The sequence below is a fragment of the Snodgrassella sp. B3088 genome, from assembly GCF_026535815.1.
Classification (GTDB): domain Bacteria; phylum Pseudomonadota; class Gammaproteobacteria; order Burkholderiales; family Neisseriaceae; genus Snodgrassella; species Snodgrassella alvi_E.
On sequence record NZ_JAFNPG010000011.1, the window covers coordinates 18,084 to 42,830 of the forward strand.

The following is a 24,747-nucleotide window of genomic DNA, read 5'->3' on the forward strand; positions in this document are numbered from 1 at the left end:
ATGCTTGATTCAGGAACAGATTAAGATTCGGTTTAATATGACAGGTGCGCAATGAAACAATATGATGTTGCCGTTTTGGGCGGTGGGTTGCTGGGACGTCTGACTGCGTGGTTACTGGCAGAGCAGGGCTCTAAAGTGGTGCTGTTCAATGCCGGTAATCGAAATGGAGAAGGCAGCGCTGCATTTGCTGCAGCAGCGATGCTGGCGCCTACAGCTGAAGCGGTAGAAGCCACGCCGCTGGTGGTTCAGTTGGGATATTCCAGTTTGCCAATCTGGCGTAAGTGGGTGGATAAATTTCCAACTCCGGTATTCATGCAGCAGAATGGATCATTAATTGTCTGGCATCCGCAGGATCGAGAGCTGGCTCAGCAGTTTACACGAGATTTGCAACGGGCTCATCAGGATAGCAGTCGCTGTCAGCATTGGCACAGTCAGCAAATTGATGAACAAGAACCGCAGCTGGCTGGCCGTTTTCAGCAAGGACTGTTTTTACCAACAGAAGGCCAGTTGGATAATCGTCAGACACTGCTGGCACTGGCAGATATGCTTGAGCGCCGGCAGGTAACCTGTTATTGGGAACGCGAAAGTGAGCCGGCTGAATGTGCAAAATTGGCTGAATGGACGCTGGATTGTCGTGGTTTTGGAGGTAAAAAAAGCTGGAACAATCAGGCAAGTAGCCGTCTGCGCGGTGTTCGGGGAGAAGTGCTGCGTATTCATGCTCCAGATGTGACGCTTCACCGGCCGGTACGGGTGCTGCATCCACGCTATCCTATTTATATTGCGCCGAAACAGAACCATTTGTTTGTAATTGGTGCTACTCAGATTGAAAGTGAAGATGACAGCCCGCTGAGTGTGCGTAGCGGGCTGGAGCTGATGTCTGCTCTGCATTGCGTTCATCCGGCTTTTGGTGAAGCACGAATTCTGGAAAGTCTGGCGCAGCTACGGCCAACGCTCAATCATGAAAATCCGGAAATACGCTATGATGTACAAAATCGTTTGGTAGCTGTTAATGGATTGTTTAGGCATGGGTTTATGATTTCACCCACTGTCAGTCTGGCTACTGTGCGGGTTATGCAGGCGTTGATGCAACAGCAGCCACTTCCAGATGCAGATGCGCGCTATGACATAGACGTTGTGCCGGTAAGCCAGAATGGAGAATCAATAAAATGAAATTATGCGTTAATGATGAGGTAATAGAGTTTGCTGGCCGCACGCTAGGTGAGCTGGTTGTGCATATTAATCCTGAAACACCTTTTGCAGTGGCCGTAAACACTGCTTTTGTTGCCCGTAAGGAATATGGTGGCTATGTCTTGCAGGAGCAGGATAAAGTGGACATTGTGAGTCCGGTAGTGGGTGGTTAGTATGGTAGCAAAATGGTTGTCAGCAAACCCTGTATGCATACAGGGTTTTTTGTTGCTCGTCTTTGGCCGTGCTGGCTGATGCTGAAGCGGGTAATTTGTTCACTTTTAAATAAAGCAGTAAATTTCAGGCTAAATATCCCATAAAAGTAATCGTATTTATTTGTCGGTAATATCAATATGCTGAATAATATTTAATGCCATTATAATAATTGATTTTGTCATATATACTGTTTTAGATAACGCAGAAGGGTAAATTTGCTTGATTTTGCCTTTAATCTACATTTACACTTGCGCCCCTGTTTTACATGAATAATACAAATCAATAGTTGTTGTTAACATATCAAAAGGGCGTTAATTATGTCTAATCTGTTTGCTCGTACCGAACCGGCCAGCCGCAGTTTTGGGGTGGCTTTTTTTGCCGGTATTATGGGGGGGCTGATTTCGGCTTTTGTGAAATCTGGTACCGAAGGTATCATGCCACCGCGCACACCAGACCGTGTGCCGCCTCCGATTCAGATGATTCAGGATATGGGTATTGATATTCATAATATGGTTTACACTTATTCCGAACAAGTAGTGAACTGGGGTGGCAGTCTGATACACATCCTGTTTTCTATTGTCTGGGCTGTCATTTACTGCATGGCAGCAGAAATTTTTCCTAAAGTAAAATTATGGCAGGGTATGGCCTTTGGTATTGGGGTAACTATTTTGTTCCACGGTATTATGCTGCCAGTCATGAATTTGTCGCCTGCTCCGTGGAATCTGCCGTTTGATGAGCTCTTTTCTGAGCTGATTGGTACCTTGCTGTGGATGTGGACTATTGAAATTTTCCGCCGCGATTTGCGTAACCGTCTGACTAAAAAACCAGACCCAGAATTTCAGTAGACTAGAGTAATGATGGCCGGATGCTGAATTTCTTGATATTCCGGCTATCAGCAGAGATAGTTTTTTGTTTTTGCCCATGTTTATCCATATAATGAAGTGTCAGTGTGACGCTTGATACTGGATAAGTGTCATGGGCATTTTTATATTTGTGTCTGACCTCTGCTCTGTTGTGCGGTTTATTTCTAAGTTTGATTATTTTATGGTTAATAAATAATGAAAATAAGATAAATACTCAATCTACTGCCTGCTTTTTCATTTTGTACTAACTGATTTTTCCTATTAATTGAAATCAGATGCAAAGATATTGTTCTGGTTATAAAATCTAGTCTTTCTTCTTCTGGACAGTGCTTGGCGGCTGTTTGGACAATATTCGATATTACTGTTTTGCGGAAAGAGAGCTGATGGCTTTACAACTATATAATGAGCAGTTTGAAAGTCGTTTGCTGCTGGGAACCGCTGCTTATCCCAATCCGGAAATACTGCGGGCAGCAGTCAGAAAATCTCAGCCGGCAATGATAACAGTGGCTTTGCGCCGGCAGGGTGCTACTTCGGCAGAGCATGGTCAGGGTCTGTGGGGATTACTACAGGAACTAGATTTGCCTATTTTGCCTAATACAGCCGGCTGCCTGAGTGTGCAAGAGGCAGTAACAACAGCGCAGATGGCACGCGAAGTTTTTGCCACAGACTGGATTAAGCTGGAGCTGATTGGCGATGACCATACTTTACAGCCGGACGTGTTTCAGTTGGTACAGGCGGCAGATATCCTGATTAAAGATGGCTTTAAGGTATTGCCCTATTGTACGGAAGATCTGATAGCTTGCCGCCGTTTACTTGATGCCGGCTGTCAGGCTTTGATGCCCTGGGCAGCACCGATTGGCACCGGACTGGGACCCGTGCATGAATATGCCCTGCATGTGCTGCGTGAACATTTACCTGATACTCCATTACTTGTGGATGCGGGGCTGGGATTGCCTTCACATGCGGCAGCTGTAATGGAATGGGGTTTTGATGGGGTGCTGCTGAATACTGCCGTTTCTCGCAGTGGTGCTCCGGTGTTGATGGCAGAAGCTTTTGCTCAGGCGGTAAAGGCCGGCAGACTGGCTTATGAAGCGACGCCGGTTGTACCGCGGCATAATGCACAGGCTTCTACGCCACAACTAGGTCAACCTTTCTGGCATTATCCTGACTATAACGATTAAAAATAAAGTGTGTACGCACGTTATTTTATTATTCTGTCCTGTTTTGGTGTAGTGGCTGCATTAAAACAGGACAGATTTTTTGTCGTTAATGATTGTGCTTTGAATCGGTATAGGAAATGCGTTTTTTCAATTGCTGCCTATACAAAGGCAGAAACAGGGTTAGCAGGATAAACCAGACCGGAGTGGCTACCAGTCCGGTAAGCGTATCTTTGTCCTGACTAAACAAATACAGCACAAACGCAAAAAATATCAGACACACATAACACATCGAAATGCCAAACGGCATTTTATAAACGGAGCGCGCATGTGCTTCTGGGAAAAGGCGACGATAGCGTAAATAGGCAATTAGGATTACTGCCCAGACAAAGATGAAGCAGATGCTGGAAACAGTGGTCACAATGGTAAATACTTTCATGACATCACCTTCGGCATAAAGCAAAAAGACGCCGATCAGCAATAGTGCACAAGAATATAACAAACCGTTCTGCGGTACGCCGGAGGCTGACAAACGGGCAAATACCTTCGGACCTACCCCGTTGCGGGATAGACCGTACAACATGCGGCCAGTGGAGTACATACCGCTGTTGGCTGAAGAAAGCGCGGAAGTCAGTACAACAAAATTAATAATTGTAGCGGCCGCGCTGATGCCAATGAGCGTAAACATGTTAACAAACGGGCTGCGGTCTGGTGCCACCATACTCCATGGTGTGACGGTCATGATGATAGTCAGAGCCAATACGTAGAAAACAATCACACGTACCGGTATTTTATTGATGGCTGCTGGTAGTGTGGTGGTGGGATCGTCAGTTTCGGCTGAAGCAGTACCAACAAGCTCTATACCAACAAAGGCAAATATTGCAATTTGGAAGGCTGCAAAGAAACCAGACCACCCGTGAGGCATCCAGCCTCCGTACGACCACAGATTGCTGATTCTGGCTTGAATACCGTTGGTGCTGACAAAACTGGTTATGAGCAGATAACCGCCACAACCAATTAAAGCAAGAATGGCCAGAATTTTAATCAGCGCAAACCAAAATTCCAGCTCGCCAAAAAGCTTCACTGATAGCAGATTGAGCGTTAGCAGAATGATGATGCAGATTATACCGGGTAGCCACAGGGGTACCTCCGGCCACCAGAATTGGGTGTAGCCGGTAATAGCGACAATATCGGCCATGCCAATCACCACCCAGCAAAACCAGTAAGACCACCCAACATAATAACCAACAGTAGGGTTGAGAATATCCGTTGTGAAATCAACAAAAGATTTGTATTGCAGGTTATGCAAGAGTAATTCACCCATGGCCCGCATGACAAAAAACAGAAATGTACCGATGATGATATAGGTAAACAGTACGGAAGGGCCGGCCAGACTGATGGTGCGGCCGGATCCCATAAACAAGCCGGTACCGATTGCTCCGCCGATGGCAATCAATTGTAAATGTCTGTTTTTCAGAGTCCGTTTTAATTCGGGCGGCCGGTTCATGTTTTATCCTCTATAAACTTGAAAACAGGAAGTAAACTCATGGTGTGATTTTGACGGATGAATGTAGAGTAACGGGTTATCTTAAGCGGATGTATTTTCATCACTAACAGGCTGTATCACAGCCGTAGCAGTACGTTATTTGTAGGATACAGCACCCAATGATTGGGTAGCGTAGACAGCCTGATGCCCATTACTGTATCACAGTTTTTTACAGTTGCTGTCAATATCTCAATGTAGTGGTTGTATATGGAAAGATGTTGTATTAATGTTGTGGTTTCAAGGTATATTGTATGCGTTTCAGGTTAACTTTAAAAATAATAATTAAACTAATTTTAGGGAGAAATACTCCATGCGCGCGATCCTGACTGGATTGGTGGTAGGCTACGGCTTTATGGTGATGTTTATCAGTACGGCTATAAAGGGTGTCTACCAAATTAATTTTACCGGTCTGGTGCATCATTATGGTGTTGGTATTGAGGCAATGGCTCTGGCTGGCGGTTTCTTTGGTTTGGCGCAAGGGGTGTTTTCAGCAATGGTCGGAAAGCTGTGTGACCGTTGTGGTGCCAGCTATGTACTGTTGTCCGGCATGTTGTCTGCTGCGTGTGCATTTTTGTTGTTTTCTTCTGATAATAGTTTTTTGACTTTTTTGCTCGGTTTTCTGCTGTTCGCCGCATATGCAATGGCGGCTTTGACTTTTGTACCAGTTAGTATTCTGATTGATATGTATGTGATGCCAGAACGGCGTCAGCTAGCCTATGTGCTGGCCACAAATGGTATAGCCGTAGGGCTGATGGTTCTCTCGCCGATTTGGATTTATCTGGAAGGCTATCTGTCGTGGCCCATGCTGTGCTCAGTGCTGGCTGCAATATTTGCCTCTCTGGCTGTTATACCAGCGTTGCTTAACTGTCTCGGACGGACTCCGGTGAAAATACCAGTAGCGTTACGTGCTGTAACAGCTCCTTTAACCCAGCCAAATGCACAGGCTGTCAAACATACCACGCTAGCGTCTCTGCCGCGCTACTGGTATTTCGACCGCAGGTTCTTACTGGCTGCTCTGGCTTTTTCAGGCTGTGGTACGTCGATGATTTTTATAGATGTGCATTATGTGCCCGCTATTCAGGAAATATTGCAGCATCGTACCGCTGCTAATCTGCTGACCGGTTTTTCGCTCAGTCTGCTAGGTTTGTCTGAGGCACTGGGAAGTTTGCTGATTGGCTATATAGTGTCGAAAAAAGTATCGCTGCCATTGCTCTTGGGTATGTTGTTTCTACTGCGCTGTGCCACACTGATGGCGTTGGTATTGTGGCCTGAACCAGTGATGGTGCCGTTGTTTGGTATATTTTTTGGCATTACCTATATGGGTACCGTGATTATTATCTCGCGTCTGGCCGGTACTATTTTTGGATACCGCTATAAAGGATTTATTTTTGGTGCCTTCTTCCTAATTCATCAGCTAAGTGGTTTGCTTACAGCATGGCTGGGCAGTTTGCTGCGGGTTTATTGTGGTAGCTATTTTCCGGTTATCTGTTTTGTGGCGGTATGGCTGGCCTTATCAGCAGGAGCGTCTTTACTTCTATCGATTATGAAAAATAATACAGATGCCGGTACAGGCTCTGGGAATGAAAGTCGGTTTCAAGTTAAATACGAATAATAGTTCCTGTCTGGAATGAGACAGTCTTGATTGTGGCCTTGTTAGCCGTAAAATAGACACAACGAATTTAAATAGTAAGAGTGTAGACAATGAGTGAAAATAAAGTGGTTCATTACCTGAAAGATTATCAGGCTCCCGATTTTGCAGTGGCAGAAATTGATTTGACCTTTACGATAGAGGAAGCTTATACCCTTGTGTGCAATCGCATGATGATTGTTCCGCATGAGGTAGGTAGACCATGTGTGCTGGATGGCAGTGCTGAATTATTGCAAATTGTGCTGAATGGAAAATGTCTTTCTCCGCATGAATATGCGATAGCCGATGAAAAACTGACAATACATACGGTACCGGATACTCAGTTTGAGCTTGAAATTACCACTAAATTGTATCCAGCGCAGAATAAAACGCTGATGGGGTTGTATGAATCTGGCGATAATCTGTATACCCAGAATGAACCGGAGGGTTTCCGTAAGATTACTTATTATTTTGACCGGCCGGATGTGATGAGTCAGTTTACCACTACCATTATCGGTGATAAGCGGCGCTATCCGGTAATGTTGTCTAACGGTAATCTGATTGACAGTGGTGAATTGGATAACGACCGGCACTGGGTTTGCTGGCGTGACCCGTTTGCTAAACCCAGCTATCTCTTTGCTCTGGTTGCCGGACAATTGGCGGTGTTGGAAGGTAATTTTACCACTCGCAGTGGGAAAGAAGTGGCACTGAAATTTTATACCCGTCCAGAAGATCGGGAAAAAGCAGGTTTTGCGCTGGAATCTTTGAAACACGCCATGCAATGGGACGAGGACCGCTTTAATCTGGAATATGATTTAAATATATTTATGGTCGTGGCTGTGAGCGATTTCAATATGGGTGCCATGGAAAACAAAGGCCTGAATATATTTAATACTAAATATGTGCTGGCTAGCAGTGATACGGCAACCGATGCTGATTTTGAAGCCATTGAAGGGGTAATCGGTCATGAATACTTTCATAACTGGACCGGTAATCGTGTCACCTGTCGCGACTGGTTCCAGCTCTCTCTAAAAGAAGGGCTGACTGTTTTCCGCGATCAGGAATTCTCTGCTGACCGCGCTAGCAGAGCGGTGCGTCGTATTCACAATGTTAGGGTATTGCGCAGTATGCAGTTTGCTGAGGATGCCGGCCCAATGGCGCATCCGGTACGGCCGGCTTCGTATGAGGAAATGAACAATTTTTATACGCTCACAGTATATGAAAAAGGCGCTGAAGTCGTACGCATGTATCATACTTTGCTGGGCGAAGAAGGTTTTCAGAAAGGTATGCAGCTTTATTTTCAGCGGCATGACGGTCAGGCCGTGACTTGTGATGATTTTCGTGCAGCGATGGCGGATGCCAATGGTGTGAATTTAGACCAGTTTGCATTATGGTACAGTCAAGCTGGCACACCGCAGATTAAAGCGCATGGCGACTATGATGCACACAATCAAACTTTCAGCCTGCATCTGCAGCAATTCATTCCGCCTACTCCGGATATGGCCGATAAACAGCCGATGGTGATTCCGGTAAAAATTGGCTTGCTAGACAAAAATGGTGCATCTGTCGCTTTTAAAATGGCCGGTACCGCAGATAAAACTGAAGAAACGGTTCTGGTATTCAATCAAACAGAACAAACGTTTGTATTTCATGATGTAGCGAAGGAAGTCGTACCTTCATTGCTGCGCGGATTCAGTGCACCGGTACGACTAGACTATCCTTACAGCGATGCCGATTTGATGTTGCTGCTGGCACATGACAGCGATTCTTTTGCGCGCTGGGAAGCGGCACAAACTTTGTATCGTCGTGCATTTGCTTCCAATCTGGATGCACTGGCTTCTGGCCAGCCGCTTCCGCAACATGCCGAACTGGCACAAGCGCTAACTTCAGCTTTGAATGCCGATATTGACCCAGCGTATAAAGCGGTCTTGCTACAGGTACCGACAGAAGCAGAACTATGGGAAGATGTGTCTTCAATTAATCCTGAGCAATATGTATGTGCGCGTCAGGCTTTGTTGCAGAGTCTGGCCAGTAGTGTGCAGGATACGCTGACACACTGGCGTGAATGGGCGGATGAACAGGAGCGTACCAGCCGGCATCAGGCACCGCAGGAGTATCATCCTGATCTGGCTGGTGTTCGTAGTTTGCGTAATACATTACTGCATTGGGGTGTGTTGGCCACTGCAGATTTGCTACACAACATAGTAAACGAATTCAGCCAGCGTGCTACTAATATGACCCATGAATACGGAATGCTTGCAGCCATAAATCATTTGTCTGATGATAAACGCAATGACTTGCTGAATCAGTTTGGCCAGCGGCATGCGCAAGACGATCTGGTAATGGATAAATATTTTATCCTTATCGGTAGTAGTCAGCGTCCAGACACATTGCAGCAGGTTGAAAAGGCTTTGCAGCATCCGGCTTTCAGTTTGGAAAATCCGAATAAAGTGCGCTCATTATTAGGCAGTTTCAGTCGTAATATCCCTCATTTCCATGCTGCTGACGGTAGCGGCTACCGTTTCTTGGCGGATTATATTCTGCGTATTGATGAATTTAATCCGCAAGTGGCTTCACGGCTGGTGCAGGCATTTAATCTGTATGACCGGCTAGAGCCCCGGCGCAAAACGTTGATGGCTGAACAATTGCAGCGCATTCAGAAACATGAGGGTTTATCTAAAGACAGCCGTGAGATTGTAGATAAAATTTTGCATAGCTGAAATATGTAAATTTATTTTGCTGCTGTATATTTTTTCAGAGCACTACTGCTGAACAGTAGTGCTCTTTATTATTGGTGTATAAACAACTGAACCATAAATGACGCTGGATTTGAGTGTAAGGCATCAGCTTTCCAGTAGCTGTTTGCCCAGATAGTCGTTGTCTCTGGCCATGCCAGGCAGGACAAAGTAAAAGCCTCCACCAAAAGGTTTGATATACCGTTCGAGGGGTTCTCCATTCAGGCGGTTTTGGGTATCGATAAATCCTTTTTTCAGGTCGTTCTGATAGGCTACGAAAATCAGTCCCATGTCTAGTTGACCGCTGGGTAAAACGCCAAGTGAATAGCTGAAGCTGCGTCGGCGCAGTTTGGCTACGTGCCGCTCGGGAATACGTGGTTCGGCACGACGCATATGTGAATCAAATAAGATACGGTCGCCATGCGGGTCTCGTTTCATTTGCGGATCATCCATCTCATGCTTCATGCCGATAGGGGCACCGCTGGATTTGTAACGGCCAAAATCGTTTTCCTGATCTTCTAGCGGTGTTCTATCCCAAAATTCCAGATTGAAGCGAATCAGGCGGATGGCCTGATAACTACCACCCAGACACCATGCTGGTTCGTGATTATTAGCAGTGACCCATACCAGCTCGTCCATCAGTTTGCTGTCGGTAATGGCTGCATTGCCGGTGCCGTCTTTAAAGCCAAACAGATTGATGGCGGTGCTGTGATGGTCAATATCCCTTGCCGGTAAAAATCCGTCCATTTTCCAAAGCGGTACCATATATCGATTACAGTGATGGATGATGTCGCGCAGAGCATAGATGACACTTTCACGGCTGTTGGCGCAGAACTGGATTGATAAATCACCGCCACACCAAGATTTCTCCAGCCGGTCGTTGGGGAATCGTGGCATGGGAATCAGTTTTTTTGGTTTCTGCTGAGCCAGACCGAAGCGTTGATCGAATAGGCTGGCGCCAACGGCAACAGTGATAGTGAGGGAATCGGGTGCGATATTCTGTCCAAGCAGACCGGACTCGGGCGGAGGAAGCTGGTCTGTTTTGTCTGCTCTTAAGCTCTGAGGACGAGTAAGAAAGGCAATGCGCTGAGAAATAAGCTGGAGTAATTGTTGTAGCTGAGTTTTGTCTCGTGCGGTAACGTTAAAAGCGACAAAAATAGCCTCTTTGGTATCTGGTGTAATCACACCGGCCTGATGTCTGCCCCAATAGTCTACGGCTTGATTGTAATCGTGGCTACAAGTTCCAGCAGCGCTAGCTGTGTTGCTGATACCTAATCCTGTCATTCCTAAGCTGCCGGCCAGCAACATTTTCATGCCATGGCGACGGGCAGGACTAGCCGGATTGTCTTTTGCTGTGGTAGCTGTTTCAGATTGGTGAGTTAAGGTATTTTTGTTCATAACTGATATCAATGAGGATATTTGTAGTAAACCTTTACGCCCAGCTGCGCACGTAATTGTGCCAGCCTGCTGCTCTGGAGGCTGAGCAGAGAATAGAGGCGGTCGTGGTCTGTTTGGCTCAGCTGACTGAAGCTCTGAAACTGATTATTGGGTAATTGATAGTGCTGTAGGACGGCAAAAATCTGCTGGTATCCACTATCAAGTGACATGCGTTGTTGTGTCGAAATAAAGGGAGTCAGATATTGAACAATTTGCGCTGAGCCAGTTACATTGGCCTGAATATCGGCCAGATCGCTGTGACTGTATTGATTTTCTTTACCGGCCAGCTTGGTTTGCAAAATCATTTCTAGAAAATCGGCTGAGGACTGGACAATTTTGGCGATATCCAGTTCATCGGCAGCTACGCGTTTTTGTAGGTCGATGATTTCGTATTGCAGATTGGCAGCTTCAGCCTGTGCCTGTTGCACGTCTTTAAGCACAAATAAATCATATTCCAGACGATGAAAACCGCTAAAAGCAGGGTCGTTAATGCCTTGCAGATAATAATCAGCTCGCGAGTTGATGTTTTCATCGGCATTGCCAAATAATCTAACAATAATTCGGATCTGTTCGTAACTTTGGTGTGCGCGGACATAATCCATCTGAGCCTGTGCCAATTGTTTGTTACGGCAGGCTGCGACGATGGCGTCAAGGTATTGCTGGGTAGTTTTCAGCTGTGTAACGACCTGTTGCTGATAAGCCTGAATGGCCGCATGATATTTTTGCGGGGTGGGAATGTCGCCTTTGGCTGCGACAGCATTGCTATCGTCGATAATGGGGGCTAATAATCCATGTGCCTGAGAAAGAGACGGCAGTAACAAGGCACACAGACAAAGAGTGTGAAACAGACGCCGTGTCATTTGGTTTTTTTCCTTAAGAACAAAAGAGCCATTATTAGCCAGAATAAACCAAAGGTGATCACGCTGATCCACATAGGCTGCGAACGATAGGCAAACAGTGATGATGCAAAGCTACCGAAAAGGCCGCTATCGTCAATGACATGAGAGGTATCCCAAGCCGGATTGATGAGAAAATCAGGGATGGATACGTCGTGTTCGAGTAACATATTGGTCCCGTCTTCAACAGCTTTCAATAATAGTGAAACGGAGAGAAATAACAGCACAACACCGGTGATGGTAAAGAATTTTTTCCATTGGATGAAGCGGCTGGTGAGGATAAATACATAAAAGGTAAATGCGGATACAATGATGCCGATTAGTACGGCCATGAAGAAGCCGGTGTAATTGTGACTATTGAGCTGCATAATCTGACCGGATAGAAAAACGACTATTTCACTGCCTTCACGGGCAATAGCGATGGCAATGATGAAGAGTGCTCCCCACCATGAGTTGCGTGCTACCTGCTGTGCCATTTCTTGTTCGAGTGTGGATTTCATGCTTTTGGCATGGCGGTTCATCCAGTACACCATTTGTACAATTAGTATGCTGGCTACTGCGGACATGGCCATCATAAACAGGGTCTGATGGTCATCGCTGAGCTCTTTGAAGACGCCATTGATAATTAAAGCGAGTATGACTGATATCAGTACACCAAGCCCTATGCCCCCAAACAGATAGCGCATGCCGTTACTTCTGTCGGGGTTGCGGTTAATCCATGAATAAATAATGCCGACTACGAGCAGTGCTTCGAAACATTCGCGCCAGACAACAAAGATGACTTGTCCCATTATATATCCTGTTGTTATTTTACGATTAGCTGCCCCTTGGGCTTATTCAGATGAAAGTCGTCGAAAAAGATATAGGTGCCGGGTTTTTTAGGCGATATGACTACTACTGAAGAGGCGCCGGGTGCCAGTACTTTTTCTTTAACTAGCTGGGTGCTTTCAAATTCCACCGGTCCTTTGCCAATGTTGGTGACCTTGATGCGGATTATTTTATTGGCCGGTGCATTGAGGGTGAGAGGCATCATGTCGCCATCTTTCATTTTTAATTCCAGTGTGACTTTGTCTTCAGCGCTGGCTAAACAGGAAAGCATGAGGCAGACTGAACTGAGCACAATAAGAAAAATTTTTTTCATGATGTTTGCGCTTGTGGCTATGGTGTGCTGATGAAAAGCAGGAAGGGATTATTCTGCCGGTTAGGACCAGAATAACCCCGTCCGTACGACTTAATTTATTAATAGCTGCCTTTGCGGCCTACACCGGTGTAATCAAAATCCCAGCTAATTTCAAATGGTTTGAACCATGGTGCTACGCCGGTTTCTTTATCAATATGACGTGCCATTTGATTGGCAGTAGGTGGGGAGATGCGGTAGGTAACACGGTATTTACCATGACCATCCAGTTTGATGTTGTCGCCATAATGTGGACCGTCATTGGCCACCATAGACATAAATTTACCTGAATGTTCGAATTTGCCTTTGTTTAGCTTGGTGACGGCATACTCTACATTTAGGTTGGGAATCCAGTCTCCTTCAGCAAAGCCATTGGGGTTGCCTTCTGTGGCATGAATGTCGGCTTCCATGTGGACATCGGATTTGCTGGCCGGCAGATGCATATTGCTGTGATCCATTCCATCAGTATCCATGGTGATGGGGGGTAGGTAGACACCGGAAATTTCCATTCCATTTTTGATAATGGGTTTACCCATCGGATATTCTTGAGCAAAGGCAGCCATGGACACTAGGGCTGCGCTGGCAATCGCAATTTTTTGTAACAGCATGTCTGGTTTTCCTATTTATAGTCATGCTGAATCGGTATGAAACAGCATGACTAGATTAAATTGATAAGTATTATCAATATACTCTTTTTACGAATGTTAGAAAACCATTAAATTGTGTTTTTTTGCGCTGGTTTAGTGTTATTTATTGCTATGCTGAAATGTCTGATTTTTGATGGTTTTTTATTAGACTGGGCTGGTTTATGTATATTGCTGAATAACTCTCTATATGATGATTTGATTGATAAATGAATGATTTGTGCTGAATCATTTATCTGTCGGAGCTTTCAGCAGTCTCTGTTTAACCGGCGTTGGTGTGAAATTGTGATTTTGTGGTGAAATGGTATAAATAATTATTGTTGCAGTGTACACAAGCTATTGATATATAAGTTAAGTAATGTTAAATTATCGCTTCGGCCGGATAGGGTGCCGGTGAAGGATTTGCCGGTAGCGTCTATAGATCATATTTGTGGTTTAACTTTCGGAGATATGTTCTGGCTGAAATCTGTGCAGTCTGATGTGGCTGCCTATGGTGTGGTCACCATAGGCAGGATGTGACTAGGATTTTTGTAATACTTGCCAGATTTGTTGCGCGATGGGTTCGATGCCGTTCCACAGCAAAGGATTCCAATTGCGCTGTTTGCAAAATGAAAACACCATGGTTTCGGCACTGAGGATACTTTTACAGGGTCTGAAAACCAGCAATCCGCTGTCCTGCCAGTCTGAATCGGCTCTGACGATATAGGGCGACAGGATATAGGCGGTATATTCGGCTGCTTCATCTGGTTCATTGAGCCATGGACTGCCGATTGGTGTGGTTTGTTGTAGATAGTAAAGGGCATAGGGATGCTGCAATTGTATGTTGTCGTGCAGTGCAGTGGACAGTGTGTTCTTGTCTGGTGCAAGAAGTTTCATTGTCTGTCTCCCTGTGCATGGTTTATGTCAAATACATTATTTGTATTTGTCATGTAATATATCTGTGTGTCTTGACGATATCTGATTGTGTGGTGTGCTTGCGCAAACAGGTGATGTGGCAGATTGTGATGGGGGAGATTCGCTTTGTAGATGTTCATATTATTGCCTTTCTCTTTGGTCCAGAAGCCGCAAATGTGCTGTCAAACACAGATGGCGGCAGACAAATGGCAGGGTTGACAGACCGACAAAGAGAACCGGCAGGCGCGAAGCCTCCCTGCCACTGTCCACCATGAATGAGGAGGAGGCAATGGATATTTACAGACAAAAAAGCTACTCCGTGGGTGAGTAGCAGGATGTCTGCCTCTTTGATCAGCCTGTCAAAGCTGGTTGCGCTATTGAACGCAACGTCTTTATCTTGCCGTTAAAGCTTGGTACTGTCAAATATTGCCGTGTACCAGATGTTCCGGTTGTTTGCTGTGTGTTTTCAATCGGGGTAAAAGAGGAGTTTTTACCGTTTTTCTTTTGTCTCCTTGGTAACCATAATTATCCCCTTTAAGGTTTTTTGATTTGCCGGCATGTTGGGCTGAATACCGTTCTTTAAACGGTATGTACAAAGAGTAAACTGACTGATTTACTGTTATATGATGAGTATACCCCTTAATTTTTTTCTGAAGGTGCCTGAACAAGCTTTGATAGTTGCGGGCTATAAATTCGACGGAAATGCGACATTACTGATGAGTATTGTTTTATTTAAGGAATGTTGCTGTGCAGACAGACTGTATGGAATTAGTTGTGCAATTTATGACAATATTTTATTTAAAGTGTTGTTTATTGGTTGCAAAAGGGTATTCGTAAATCTAAATAAAAGTTGTAGATTAGGGTTGTGATTTGTACGGGGACACGATATTTAAATATTATTGATTATTTATATGAAATAAGGGTAATCATCTAGAGTAGCAGGTTGGTTAGTTTAATTATCTGATTAAGTTACCCATGATTGATATTGAAATGATAGTAATGTCTGAATTGGTTGCTGAGTAAAGTCTGTGCTTTTTCAGGCTTTTTTTTGTTTGATCATTCTTTATTATGTCTGTTTGAAATGTAAGCTTGTCGGCTACTTTAAAGTTTATATGGATGGTGCTGAGGTTATCATCATAATTTATGAGTTTTGGTATAGTAAATATCTATCTTTTTGTCATGATTAAAACCAATTTAGTAACTTAAGTTTTGTGTTGCTATCAATATGATGATGGTATTATTTTTTGGGCTCCAGGTATGATGGGATGGAAATGACTGAAGGCTTTTTTACTTGTAGATAATTGGGTTTTATCAAAATGTTGAGTGAATAACATTGAAGTGTATGTTATATGTTGATCAGAATTTTTTTATAAAAAATCGGGCATACTAATGTATGCCCGAGGCTTATGCTGATAATTCAGCTGTTACCATTTATAGCCAACACCAGCGTTGAAACCAGTTTCATGGCCGGTGGTGGATACGCCTGCACCCCATGAGAATTTACCGGTGTTATTGGTGGCTTTGTAGTTGATGCCGACAGCGGTATAGCCATGGTATGAACCCATACCTACGCCTACGGTCTGTTCACCTGCATTAAGCTGTGGCAGATAGGCGCCAGACAAGGCCATGGCCAGTGCGGTACCAGAGTAAGCGCGACGTTCAACATGCTGAACACGATCGTTGACGTAGCTCAGATTACGGTTGATGTTTTCCATCTGGGAATTGACACCTTTAAGCTGGGCAACGTTGACTGCATCGGTGTCTGCTGTACCGGCAGCCACGCCAGTAATCTGGCGGTAAACGCCTTTAGATGCATCTCCTACGGACACAGCTGCTTCGGTGCTGGTGGTGGCCATAATGGCTCTTGCCTGCTGTCCGGTAGCCGTTACGGGTATATAACCGCTAATGCCGCCGGCTGTGCTGGCTACTGAGTTGGCTCCCAGTGCGATACCGCCCGCCTGTGTGACACTGGCATGGTTGCCGATGGCCACGCCGCCAGCTGTGCCAGCTGATGCTTGTGACCCAATGGCTATGGCGTCATTACCACTAGCTGAGGCTGCGCCACCGATGGCAACTGAGTTGGTGCCACTGGCTGAAGCGACGCTCAGGGTGGAGTTAACTTTGGCGTATTTGCTGCCTCCGTTGTACAGATTGGTTAAGGCATCACCGACATTATTGGCAGTTATTGTGCTGCCATCTGCGGCTGTGGTGCTGTAGCTTGGCGCATTGAAGCCGCCGTTACCGGCACGTGTAACCGGACTGTAGCTGGCATTGCCTCCCAAGCTGGCAGCCACGGCAGTCAGTGCATCTGCTGTTGAAGTAGACAATTTTTCGGTGTCTGCAATCGCTTTGTTGGCTTTATTGGTGGCTTCCGCGATGGCTGCATTATTGCCGCTGCCGCCCTGATTGGTTAGCTTCTGGTCAAATGCTGTCGACAGGGACTGAATATCGTCCTTAAAGTCATTTCGCATCTTCCACAACTGGCTGCCATTAACGGCGTCTTTGGAGTCCTTATTTTCATCACCAACTGCTACATTGGTAATTTTCTGACCGCTAGACGAGCCACGACCTGCATCGTATACGGTACCATTCCACTGTAATGCGTTTTTCTGCAATGTTTCCAGTGAAGTGGATAATCCTGCCGGTACGTTGCCTGTAGCAATAGTTAGCTGATCCTGAAGGCTGGAGAGGCTAGTTGATGTGCTTGTAGACAGGGAGTATAACTGCCGTCCATTTACTGCCTGATTTGAGTCAGCAGATATGGTGCCATCTGCAACGTTGCTGATGGTTTTTTCATTTCCGGCTCGTGTCAATGAATAGAGGCTATTGATCTCGTCATCGTACATTACGGCGTGTTTTTTTACATACTCCAGTTCAGATTTGGTATTAGAGAGATCTGAACTTACAGATGCAATTTGTTTGGATGCTGTGGCCATATTTTCCTGAGTGGTGGAAATTAAGCCCTGAACGGTCTGCATTTTTTTGTTGACTTCATCCAGATTCAATTTGTTCTGACTGGCAATATTTTCCACAGAGGAAGATACTGAACTCAGAATAGAAGTTGACAGGCTGAATAGCTGTCCGCCGTTGACGGCATCTGTTGAGTTTTGCGTAACATCACCTGAAGCCACTTGGAGAATTTTCTGTGCAGTACCGGAGCCATGGCTGGCATCGTAACCTGAACCATTCCACATTAAGGCGTCTTTTTGCAAAGTACTGAGGCTGTTGGATGTGGTGCTCAATCCTGTAGCCAGACTTGAGATGCTATTGCTGATATTGGTAAGGTCAGTGCTGTTTCCAGATGCAATGCTGGACAGGCTTTCACTGAAAGAAGATGAAAGCGAGAATAGCTGGCTACCGTTGACAGCATCAGTAGAATCTTTGCCGACTCCTCCGGCTGCTACATTGGTAATCCTTTGGGCACTGTCTGAACCATGGCTGGCATCGTAAGCATTACCTTTCCATTGCAAGGCATCTTTCTGCAATGAATTGATGTTGTTTGCTGCGGTAGACAGACTATCGGCCAGTGTCGAGGTGGATTTGAATACATTATCAATGCGTAAATTGGTTGTACTCAGGCCGGTGGAGAAGGTATTAGACAAGGTATTAGACAGATTATCCATTCCACTGATGGTAGCTGTGGAAAGAGAATATAACTGTCCGGCATTTACAGCATTGGTGGAATTTTCGCTTATATCACCAGCTGCTACGTTAACAATCCTTTGTGCATTGCCAGTGCCGTGGCTGGCATCATAAGCAGCACCATTCCACTGTAAAGCATCTCTTTGTAATATGCTAATGTTATTGGCAGCACTACTAACACTTGAACTTAGTTTGGAGAGGTTGTTGTTAGTGGTGTTTAGATCATTACTGTTTCCAGCTGCCATGCTGGTCAGACTATCATTGAATGATGATGACAGTGAATACAGCTGGCTGCCGTTTATGGCATCAGTAGAATTACCATTAACGTCACCCGTTGCCACTTTGGTAATCTTTTGTGGAGAGTCTGTGCCGTGGCTGGCATCATAAGCGTTGCCATTCCACTGCATAGCATCTTTCTGCAGGGTACTGATGTTGCTCACGGCAGTAGATAAATTTCCGGCAATGGTTGAAGTGGACTGCGATATCATATCTATGCGGGTTTTAGCATAGCCAAGGCCGGTAGAAAGGCTGTTACTAAAACTATAAGCAAGATTATCTATATCGGTATTGGTAGACGTAGACAAAGAGTAAAGCTGTCCACCGTTTACTGCATCGGTAGAATCTTGGTTGATGTCGCCGGCAGCTACATTAATGATTCTTTGAGCAGTACCGGAGTTATGGCCAGCATCAAAGGCGGTACCATTCCACAGTAACGCATTTTTTTGCAGGGTACTGATGCTGTTTACGGCAGAAGACAGATTGCCGGCAATGGTTGTTGTAGACTGAGATACTGTGTCTATACGGTTACTTGCTGTATTCAGGCTGGTGGTAAGAGTATTCACTGCATTATTCACTTGCCCCAGACCGCTAGAAGTAGAACTGGAAAGAGAATGCAGCTGGGCACCATTAACGGCATCAGAGGATGTATCGGTTACATCACCAGCAGCTACGTTTGTAATCTTCTGTGGATTACCAGAACCATGGCTAGCATCGAAGGCGGAACCATTCCACTGTAAGGCATCTTTTTGTAAGTTGCCGATACTATTGGCGGCAGAAGAAAGACTCCTGGCAATAGTTGAAGTGGACTGAGATATTGTGTCAATGCGTCCTTGAGTGGCAATTAAAGATGTACTTAGCTGATCGATTGTATTGTTGATATTTCCAATATTACCGCCTGTTATGTTATTGATGCTGTTGCTAACCGTAGTGGAAAGAGAATATAGCTGTCCGCCATTGACTGCATCAGTAGAACCCAGACTTACATCACCGCTAGCGACTTTGGTAATTTTCTGTGCAACCGATGAACCATGGCTGGCATCATAAGCAGCACCGTTCCATTGCAGAGCATCTTTTTGCAAAATAGTAATGCTGTTGTTGGCAGTAGACAGATTACCGACAATTGCTGTGGTGGACTGAGATAAATTATCAATGCGAGAGATTACTGTACTTAGATTACCAGAAACGGTGCTGGAAAGAGAAAACAATTGTCCGCCATTTACGGCATCGGTTGATTCTCTAGTCTCTTTACCTGCTGCTACCATGGTGATTTTTTGTGCATTGCCAGTACCGTGACTGGCATCATAAGCATCATTATTCCATTGCAGCGCATTTTTCTGTATGTCAGTGATATTGTTTATGACACTGGATAGATTAGTCTGAATCTGGCTGGTGGAATTGGAAAGAGCATTAATCTGTAAGTTGGTGTTATTTAGTGCTCCGGTAAGATTATTTACCGAAGTGGACACCGTACTTAGGGAGCTATTGGTGCTATACAACTGACTACCATTCACAGCATCGGTAGAATTCTGATTGATATCACCTAGGGCAAGATTAGTGATTTTCTGCGGACCATCCATACCACGGCTGGCCGTGAAATTGCCATCTTTCCACTGTAATGCATTTTCCTGCAGGGTGCTGATGCTGGTATTAACAGTACTTAGATTGTTTGACAACATAGTAGTTGTACCACTAAGTGTGTCGATACGATTAATCGCACCATTTAGTTTTCCGGTCAAATTGCCGACGGAGCTGATGATTGAGCTTACGCTGAGGTTGGTATTGTAGAGTTGTCCACCGGTTACTGCATCGCTGGAATCTCTATCAATTTTTCCAATAGCCAGATTGGTGATTTTTGTATATTTAGCATCATAATTGTCACCGTTAATTAGTAAAGCATTTTGCTGCAGGCTATTAATTTTGTCCGTTGCAGTGGATAAACTGCCGGAAATTCTGGAAGTAGAATCTGCGATACTATTGATTCGTATAGCATTGTTGTTCAAGCTGTTGGTTAAATCAGCCATCGAGTTTGTGATAGTAGTTATTTTTGTATTGGTTTCATAAAGCTGACTACCATTAATAGCTTGCGTTGAAGTAGGTGACACATCTCCATTATCAACGTTTATCAGTCTCTGTGGTTTACCATCTCGCAGCAGATCGTAAGCACCGTAATCAGTATTCCATTGAATAGAATTGTTTTTGAGTGTACTGAGATTATTATTAGTAGTGCTTAGGCCTTTGTTTAAGGCATCGATATTATCTGCCAGACCATCGATTTTGCTCGTGGTATTCCGGACAGTGCTGACTGTAGTAGACAAAGAGCTGATACCTGTTGAAGCCGAGCTAGACAATTGAAATATCTGGCCAGCATTGACTGCGTCGGTAGAATTGGGAGCCAAAATGCCAGTTGCAATGTTAGTGATTCGTTGTGGTGAACCGCTATCGTGACTGGCGTCATAGGCAATACCATTCCATTTTAGTGCAGAAGACTGCAATGTATTCAGACTGGCACCAAATGTGGCAATGGAATTATTTGCCTTTTCCAAGGTTGCATTGGTTGTATATAACTGCGAAGCATTGACAGCATCGGTAGAATTTGCGCCCAAAGTACCATTACTCACATTGGTAATCTTCTGTGGTGTACCAGAGTCATGGCTTGCATCATAGGCCGCCCCATTCCACTTAAGAGCAGAAGTCTGCAATGTGCTTAGACTGCTTGAAATGTTAATTATGTTATTGTAATTGTTAAAATTGGATGTAGAAACCGAAGACAAAATAGAGTTAGTGGTGTAAAGCTGGCCAGCATTAACTGCTTCATAGGAATTAGCTGCTAGCTGTCCGGGAGCTACATTAGTAATCCTTTGTGGGGCTCCTGAATTATGACTTGCATCATATGCAGACATCAAGTCGTTCCACTGTAGGGCATTATTTTGTAATTTGTTTGCAGAAGCAGTAACTATATTTAAGGAGTCGCTAACTGTAGATAGACTCAAGTTAGTGGTATATAACTGGTTTCCGGTAACTGCATCTGAAGAATCTACATTCAGAGCTCCGTTTGCTAAATTGGTGATTTTGTATCTAGCACCTTGGACGCCGTGGCTGGCGTCATATCCAACCGTTCCATCCTGATAGCGCTTCCACTGCAAGGCATCTGTCTGCAAATTATTAACAGTTGTAGATACATTATTTGCAGATGATGATAAGGAAGTAAGGATGGAGTTGGTTGTAGACAGCTGACTGCCGGTTACTGCGTCTGTAGAACCGGCTAATAATGAACCAGCTGCAACATTGGTGATTTTTTGCGGTGCACCGGAACCATGGCTGGCATCATACGCACTACCATTCCATTGCAGGGCATCTTTTTGTAAAGCAGAAACATTGGTATTTAATGTGTTGATGTTGTTATTGACGTTACTAAGGTCACCTGCTTTGCTTAAGGTAGTAGAGAAAGAATTCAGTGTGGTAGAAGTTAAAGTAGAAATACTGTAAAGCTGTCCGGCATTAACTGCATCAGTAGAATTGGCTGCCAGGTCGGAAGCAGCAATATTCGTAATTTTTTGAGCGGTGCCCGAACCGTGACTCGCATCATAAGAAGAGCCATTCCATTGCAAAGCATCTTTTTGTAGGTTTGTAATTTTATTGTTTAGTGTACTAATGCTTGTGTTAGCGGAACTTAAATTAGTGCCTAAAGATATGACACTGTTGCTTAAAATGCCAATGTTGGAATTAACATTGCTTAAATCTCCGGCTCGCTCTAATACTGAGGAAAGGGTACTTATGCCCGTCGAGGTTGATGTAGATAGAGTATAAAATTGTGTTCCATTGATCGCATCTGTAGAATTAAAGGCTACAGAACCAGCAGCAACATTAGTAATTTTCTGAGCTGAAGTAGTGCCATGACTGGCATCATAAGCATTGCCGTTCCACTGTAGGGCATCTTGCTTCAGACCGGAAATATTGTTGGTTATGGAGCTGATATTGGTATTGATATTAGTCAGGTCACCGACTTTACCCAAGGTCGTAGACAGCGAATTCAGCGTTGTGGAAGTAGATGATGAAATACTGTAAAGCTGACCAGCGTTGACTGCTTCAGTAGAATTGGCTACTAGTTCGGCTGCAGCGACATTGGTAATTTTCTGAGCGATGTTTGTACCATGACTGGCATCATAGGCAGAACCATTCCACTGTAAAGCATCTTTTTGTAAACCACTAACATTCGTATTCAGGGTGCTAATGCTGGTATTAACACTAGTCATTCCGGTGTTTAAAGTAGAAATACTATTGTAAGCTGAGCTTAGGCTGGTAGATGCAGAGGAAGACAAAGTATANGAGTTGTCCGCCGTTAATTGCATCTGTGGAAGATGATGTGACAGACCCGGCAGCAACATTAGTAATTTTCTGAGCAGCATCCGTACCATGGCTGGCATCATAGGCAGAGCCATTCCACTGTAAAGCATCTTTTTGTAAACCACTAATATTGGTGTTCAGGGTGCTAATGCTGGTATTAGCACTTGTCATTCCGGTGTTTAAAGTAGAAATACTATTGTAAGCTGAGCTTAGGCTGGTAGATGCAGAGGAAGACAAAGTATAAAGTTGCCCGCCGTTAACTGCATCTGTGGAAGATGATGTGACAGACCCGGCAGCAACATTAGTAATTTGCTGAGCAGCATTCGTACCATGGCTGGCATCATAGGCAGAACCATTCCATTGGAGTGCATCTTTCTGCAGACCGGATACATTTGTGCTAAGCGTGCTGACGCTATTATTCAAAGGGGTTAAATCGGATGCTGCATTGATTGCAGTAGACAGACTGGTGAACCCGTCAGAAGTATAGTTTGCAAGATTTTTTAATTGGGCAACGTTAACCGCATCTGTATCGGCTGTACCAGCTGCCAGACCGTTAATCTGGCGGGTAATCTGAGAAGTTGAATTACCGATGGCAACCGCAGCTGCAGTACTTTTCCATGTTGCAGACTGATTAGTGGTATTAGTATTTTTTCCAGAGGGGTCAAAGCCGACAACACCGGCATCAGTATTGGCCAGAGAATCACTACCCAATGCCACAGATTTTTCTAGAGTGGCATTGGCATTGGCACCTACAGCAGTTGCGCTGTCTTTCTGTGCCACACTGCTCAAACCAACTGCTACACTGCCGATACCATCGGAAGTTGCTAGTGACCCCAGTGCGACTGCTGAAGTGCCGGTAGCCTGTGAACCAACGCCCATTGCTATTGAGGTTATTCCAGACGCCAGAGCAGCGACTCCATATGCCTGTGCGCCACCGGCTGTAGCAGTGGCATTATTCCCGAAAGCAGTAGAGTAGTTACCTGTGGCATAAGATCCGCAGCCAGTTGCAAAAGAATAGACGCCGTAAGCTACTGGCATAACATTAGAGTCTCCTCCGGTAGGTGTACCCATAAAACCGCTTGAACCGCTTGTTGTTCCGTTTGTTACGCCGTCACCATTCCAGTTTTGTTGACCGTTACTCGTGCCGTAAGGATTAGTGGTTACAGTACCTCCTAACACGGTTTTGCCGGTAAAGGATGAATTTTGTACAAAACGCAGGTACTCTTCTTGCGCTGAGATGCCAGTTTGACCTATATTTCTACGGCCATTCACTTTGTCTGCACCACACCAGTCATCATCGCCTGCAAGAACAACGCTACCATGGCTTCCATTTGAATATAATTCAGTTGCGGCGCTACTACTTGGATTTAACCCACCTGTAATGGCTACGTTTGCTGCTGTAGCTGGTGTAATGAGATGCAATTGCAGCATAAGTGCGGTAAGCGTAAAGCTGACAATTTTTTTCAGTCCACATTTATTCAGTAATCTTTTACACAAGGGAAGATCAGAGACGATATTCGATTTTGTATGGCTATTTGCTAATTCTGATGCTGCTACCCATGTTTGTGTGTGTTCATTCCAGACATTACGATATACCTTGTTCATAGGTGACTCCTGATTTTGATTAATTAACTAACAAACAAACTAAACCTCTTATTTAAATTTCTTTTTCTGCGGTGTTCTGTTGATACCTACAAATAAAACTGTAAATCTGAAAACAAATTGCCTGTATTGCTATCCATTAATCATTAATTAATAATTAATGGCAGCTTTGATGGCAGATTACGCTTGAAAAAAAGATGCTTATAAGTTCTTAATTTTTAATTATTTATATTTTCGGAAGAATGGTTGATTTAACCTAATGTTGTAACTATTTAATATAATGGTATTAATTCAGACCTAATTTTAATATTTAAATTAATTAATTAACAAATGTGGATATTTAAAAAGAGAAATTAGAATAGCTGAAGCACAGGTGGTTATGCTGAATTTGATTAATTTTTGATTTTGCAGACTATCTATATGAATGTTTGTAAAAAAATATCACTTCTAAAAATAAATATTCTAAACATAAGTTATGTTTTTTGCGTGTTTTGGTGTTGTAT

The 24,747-nt window shown here is 44.4% G+C and carries 17 protein-coding genes; 8 read left to right on the forward strand and 9 right to left on the reverse strand.

Translation table 11 applies throughout. The annotated features are described in order from the left end of the window. Positions 1 to 51 precede the first annotated feature (51 nt). From J3U75_RS08470 to J3U75_RS08485, 4 genes are all read left to right on the forward strand, one after another. On the forward strand, positions 52 to 1,170 hold the full coding sequence (locus J3U75_RS08470) for an FAD-dependent oxidoreductase (RefSeq protein ID WP_267391539.1): 1,119 nt from the start codon (positions 52 to 54) through the stop codon (positions 1,168 to 1,170). Then, a complete protein-coding gene (thiS, locus tag J3U75_RS08475; RefSeq protein WP_100156520.1) occupies positions 1,167 to 1,361 on the forward strand; it encodes a sulfur carrier protein ThiS in 195 nt (64 codons plus the stop codon). Before J3U75_RS08470 ends, thiS begins: the two co-directional genes overlap by 4 nt. Positions 1,362 to 1,718: 357 nt before the next feature. Next, the gene (locus J3U75_RS08480; protein WP_267391540.1) at positions 1,719 to 2,246 is read left to right on the forward strand and encodes a YagU family protein; all 528 of its coding nucleotides are present in this window, start codon (positions 1,719 to 1,721) and stop codon (positions 2,244 to 2,246) included. A gap of 401 nt (positions 2,247 to 2,647) precedes the next feature. Beyond that, positions 2,648 to 3,445, forward strand: coding sequence for a thiazole synthase (locus J3U75_RS08485; RefSeq protein WP_100156521.1), 798 nt, complete (start codon positions 2,648 to 2,650; stop codon positions 3,443 to 3,445). A gap of 85 nt (positions 3,446 to 3,530) precedes the next feature. Here the strand turns inward: J3U75_RS08485 and J3U75_RS08490 are convergent, their stop codons facing one another. Then, the gene (locus J3U75_RS08490; protein ID WP_267391541.1) at positions 3,531 to 4,928 is read right to left on the reverse strand and encodes an amino acid permease; all 1,398 of its coding nucleotides are present in this window, start codon (positions 4,926 to 4,928) and stop codon (positions 3,531 to 3,533) included. Positions 4,929 to 5,277: 349 nt separating this feature from the next. On the opposite strand from J3U75_RS08490, the gene J3U75_RS08495 reads away from it, so the two are divergent. Together J3U75_RS08495 and pepN are read left to right on the forward strand one after the other, a co-directional pair. Further along, positions 5,278 to 6,579: an MFS transporter gene (locus tag J3U75_RS08495; RefSeq protein ID WP_267391542.1), complete on the forward strand. Its 1,302-nt coding sequence runs from the start codon at positions 5,278 to 5,280 to the stop codon at positions 6,577 to 6,579. Between the two features lie 89 nt (positions 6,580 to 6,668). After that, entirely contained in the window at positions 6,669 to 9,314 is a 2,646-nt protein-coding gene (pepN, locus tag J3U75_RS08500; RefSeq protein ID WP_267391543.1) for an aminopeptidase N, read from the forward strand. 123 nt (positions 9,315 to 9,437) lie between these two features. On the opposite strand, the gene efeB is transcribed toward pepN, so the two are convergent. The 5 genes from efeB to J3U75_RS08525 all read right to left on the reverse strand — a co-directional run bounded on the left by efeB (position 9,438) and on the right by J3U75_RS08525 (position 13,447). Then, positions 9,438 to 10,727, reverse strand: coding sequence for an iron uptake transporter deferrochelatase/peroxidase subunit (gene efeB, locus J3U75_RS08505; protein WP_267391544.1), 1,290 nt, complete (start codon positions 10,725 to 10,727; stop codon positions 9,438 to 9,440). 8 nt (positions 10,728 to 10,735) lie between these two features. Beyond that, entirely contained in the window at positions 10,736 to 11,626 is an 891-nt protein-coding gene (locus tag J3U75_RS08510; protein ID WP_267391545.1) for an EfeM/EfeO family lipoprotein, read from the reverse strand. Then, positions 11,623 to 12,453, reverse strand: a complete 831-nt coding sequence (locus J3U75_RS08515; protein WP_267391546.1) for an FTR1 family iron permease — start codon at positions 12,451 to 12,453, stop codon at positions 11,623 to 11,625. Before J3U75_RS08515 ends, J3U75_RS08510 begins: the two co-directional genes overlap by 4 nt. Before the next feature lie 14 nt (positions 12,454 to 12,467). Beyond that, on the reverse strand, positions 12,468 to 12,803 hold the full coding sequence (locus J3U75_RS08520) for a cupredoxin domain-containing protein (protein ID WP_100140757.1): 336 nt from the start codon (positions 12,801 to 12,803) through the stop codon (positions 12,468 to 12,470). 98 nt (positions 12,804 to 12,901) lie between these two features. Then, a complete protein-coding gene (locus J3U75_RS08525; protein ID WP_267391548.1) occupies positions 12,902 to 13,447 on the reverse strand; it encodes an iron transporter in 546 nt (181 codons plus the stop codon). A gap of 429 nt (positions 13,448 to 13,876) precedes the next feature. Here J3U75_RS08525 and J3U75_RS08530 point away from each other — a divergent pair, with 429 nt between their 5' ends. Continuing rightward, positions 13,877 to 14,002 carry a hypothetical protein gene (locus J3U75_RS08530; RefSeq protein ID WP_267391549.1) on the forward strand — a complete coding sequence of 42 codons (126 nt, stop codon included), beginning with the start codon at positions 13,877 to 13,879 and terminating at the stop codon, positions 14,000 to 14,002. On the opposite strand, the gene J3U75_RS08535 is transcribed toward J3U75_RS08530, so the two are convergent. Then, positions 14,003 to 14,359, reverse strand: a complete 357-nt coding sequence (locus J3U75_RS08535; protein WP_100140754.1) for a hypothetical protein — start codon at positions 14,357 to 14,359, stop codon at positions 14,003 to 14,005. 71 nt (positions 14,360 to 14,430) lie between these two features. Here J3U75_RS08535 and J3U75_RS08540 point away from each other — a divergent pair, with 71 nt between their 5' ends. Further along, on the forward strand, positions 14,431 to 14,652 hold the full coding sequence (locus J3U75_RS08540) for a hypothetical protein (RefSeq protein ID WP_143558393.1): 222 nt from the start codon (positions 14,431 to 14,433) through the stop codon (positions 14,650 to 14,652). 1,149 nt (positions 14,653 to 15,801) lie between these two features. Here J3U75_RS08540 and J3U75_RS08545 read toward each other — a convergent pair. Next, positions 15,802 to 22,683, reverse strand: a complete 6,882-nt coding sequence (locus tag J3U75_RS08545) for a YadA-like family protein (RefSeq protein WP_323811363.1) — start codon at positions 22,681 to 22,683, stop codon at positions 15,802 to 15,804. Continuing rightward, a complete protein-coding gene (locus J3U75_RS08550) occupies positions 22,574 to 24,247 on the reverse strand; it encodes an ESPR-type extended signal peptide-containing protein (protein WP_267391551.1) in 1,674 nt (557 codons plus the stop codon). The genes J3U75_RS08545 and J3U75_RS08550 overlap by 110 nt, the downstream gene beginning before the upstream one ends. Positions 24,248 to 24,747 lie beyond the last annotated feature (500 nt).

Coding starts and splice junctions, on each gene's coding strand:
- J3U75_RS08470 (WP_267391539.1), top strand. CDS start 52: ATGAAACAATATGATGTTGCCGTTTTGGGCGGTGGGTTGCTGGGACGT.
- thiS (WP_100156520.1), top strand. CDS start 1,167: ATGAAATTATGCGTTAATGATGAGGTAATAGAGTTTGCTGGCCGCACG.
- J3U75_RS08480 (WP_267391540.1), top strand. CDS start 1,719: ATGTCTAATCTGTTTGCTCGTACCGAACCGGCCAGCCGCAGTTTTGGG.
- J3U75_RS08485 (WP_100156521.1), top strand. CDS start 2,648: ATGGCTTTACAACTATATAATGAGCAGTTTGAAAGTCGTTTGCTGCTG.
- J3U75_RS08490 (WP_267391541.1), bottom strand. CDS start 4,928: ATGAACCGGCCGCCCGAATTAAAACGGACTCTGAAAAACAGACATTTA.
- J3U75_RS08495 (WP_267391542.1), top strand. CDS start 5,278: ATGCGCGCGATCCTGACTGGATTGGTGGTAGGCTACGGCTTTATGGTG.
- pepN (WP_267391543.1), top strand. CDS start 6,669: ATGAGTGAAAATAAAGTGGTTCATTACCTGAAAGATTATCAGGCTCCC.
- efeB (WP_267391544.1), bottom strand. CDS start 10,727: ATGAACAAAAATACCTTAACTCACCAATCTGAAACAGCTACCACAGCA.
- J3U75_RS08510 (WP_267391545.1), bottom strand. CDS start 11,626: ATGACACGGCGTCTGTTTCACACTCTTTGTCTGTGTGCCTTGTTACTG.
- J3U75_RS08515 (WP_267391546.1), bottom strand. CDS start 12,453: ATGGGACAAGTCATCTTTGTTGTCTGGCGCGAATGTTTCGAAGCACTG.
- J3U75_RS08520 (WP_100140757.1), bottom strand. CDS start 12,803: ATGAAAAAAATTTTTCTTATTGTGCTCAGTTCAGTCTGCCTCATGCTT.
- J3U75_RS08525 (WP_267391548.1), bottom strand. CDS start 13,447: ATGCTGTTACAAAAAATTGCGATTGCCAGCGCAGCCCTAGTGTCCATG.
- J3U75_RS08535 (WP_100140754.1), bottom strand. CDS start 14,359: ATGAAACTTCTTGCACCAGACAAGAACACACTGTCCACTGCACTGCAC.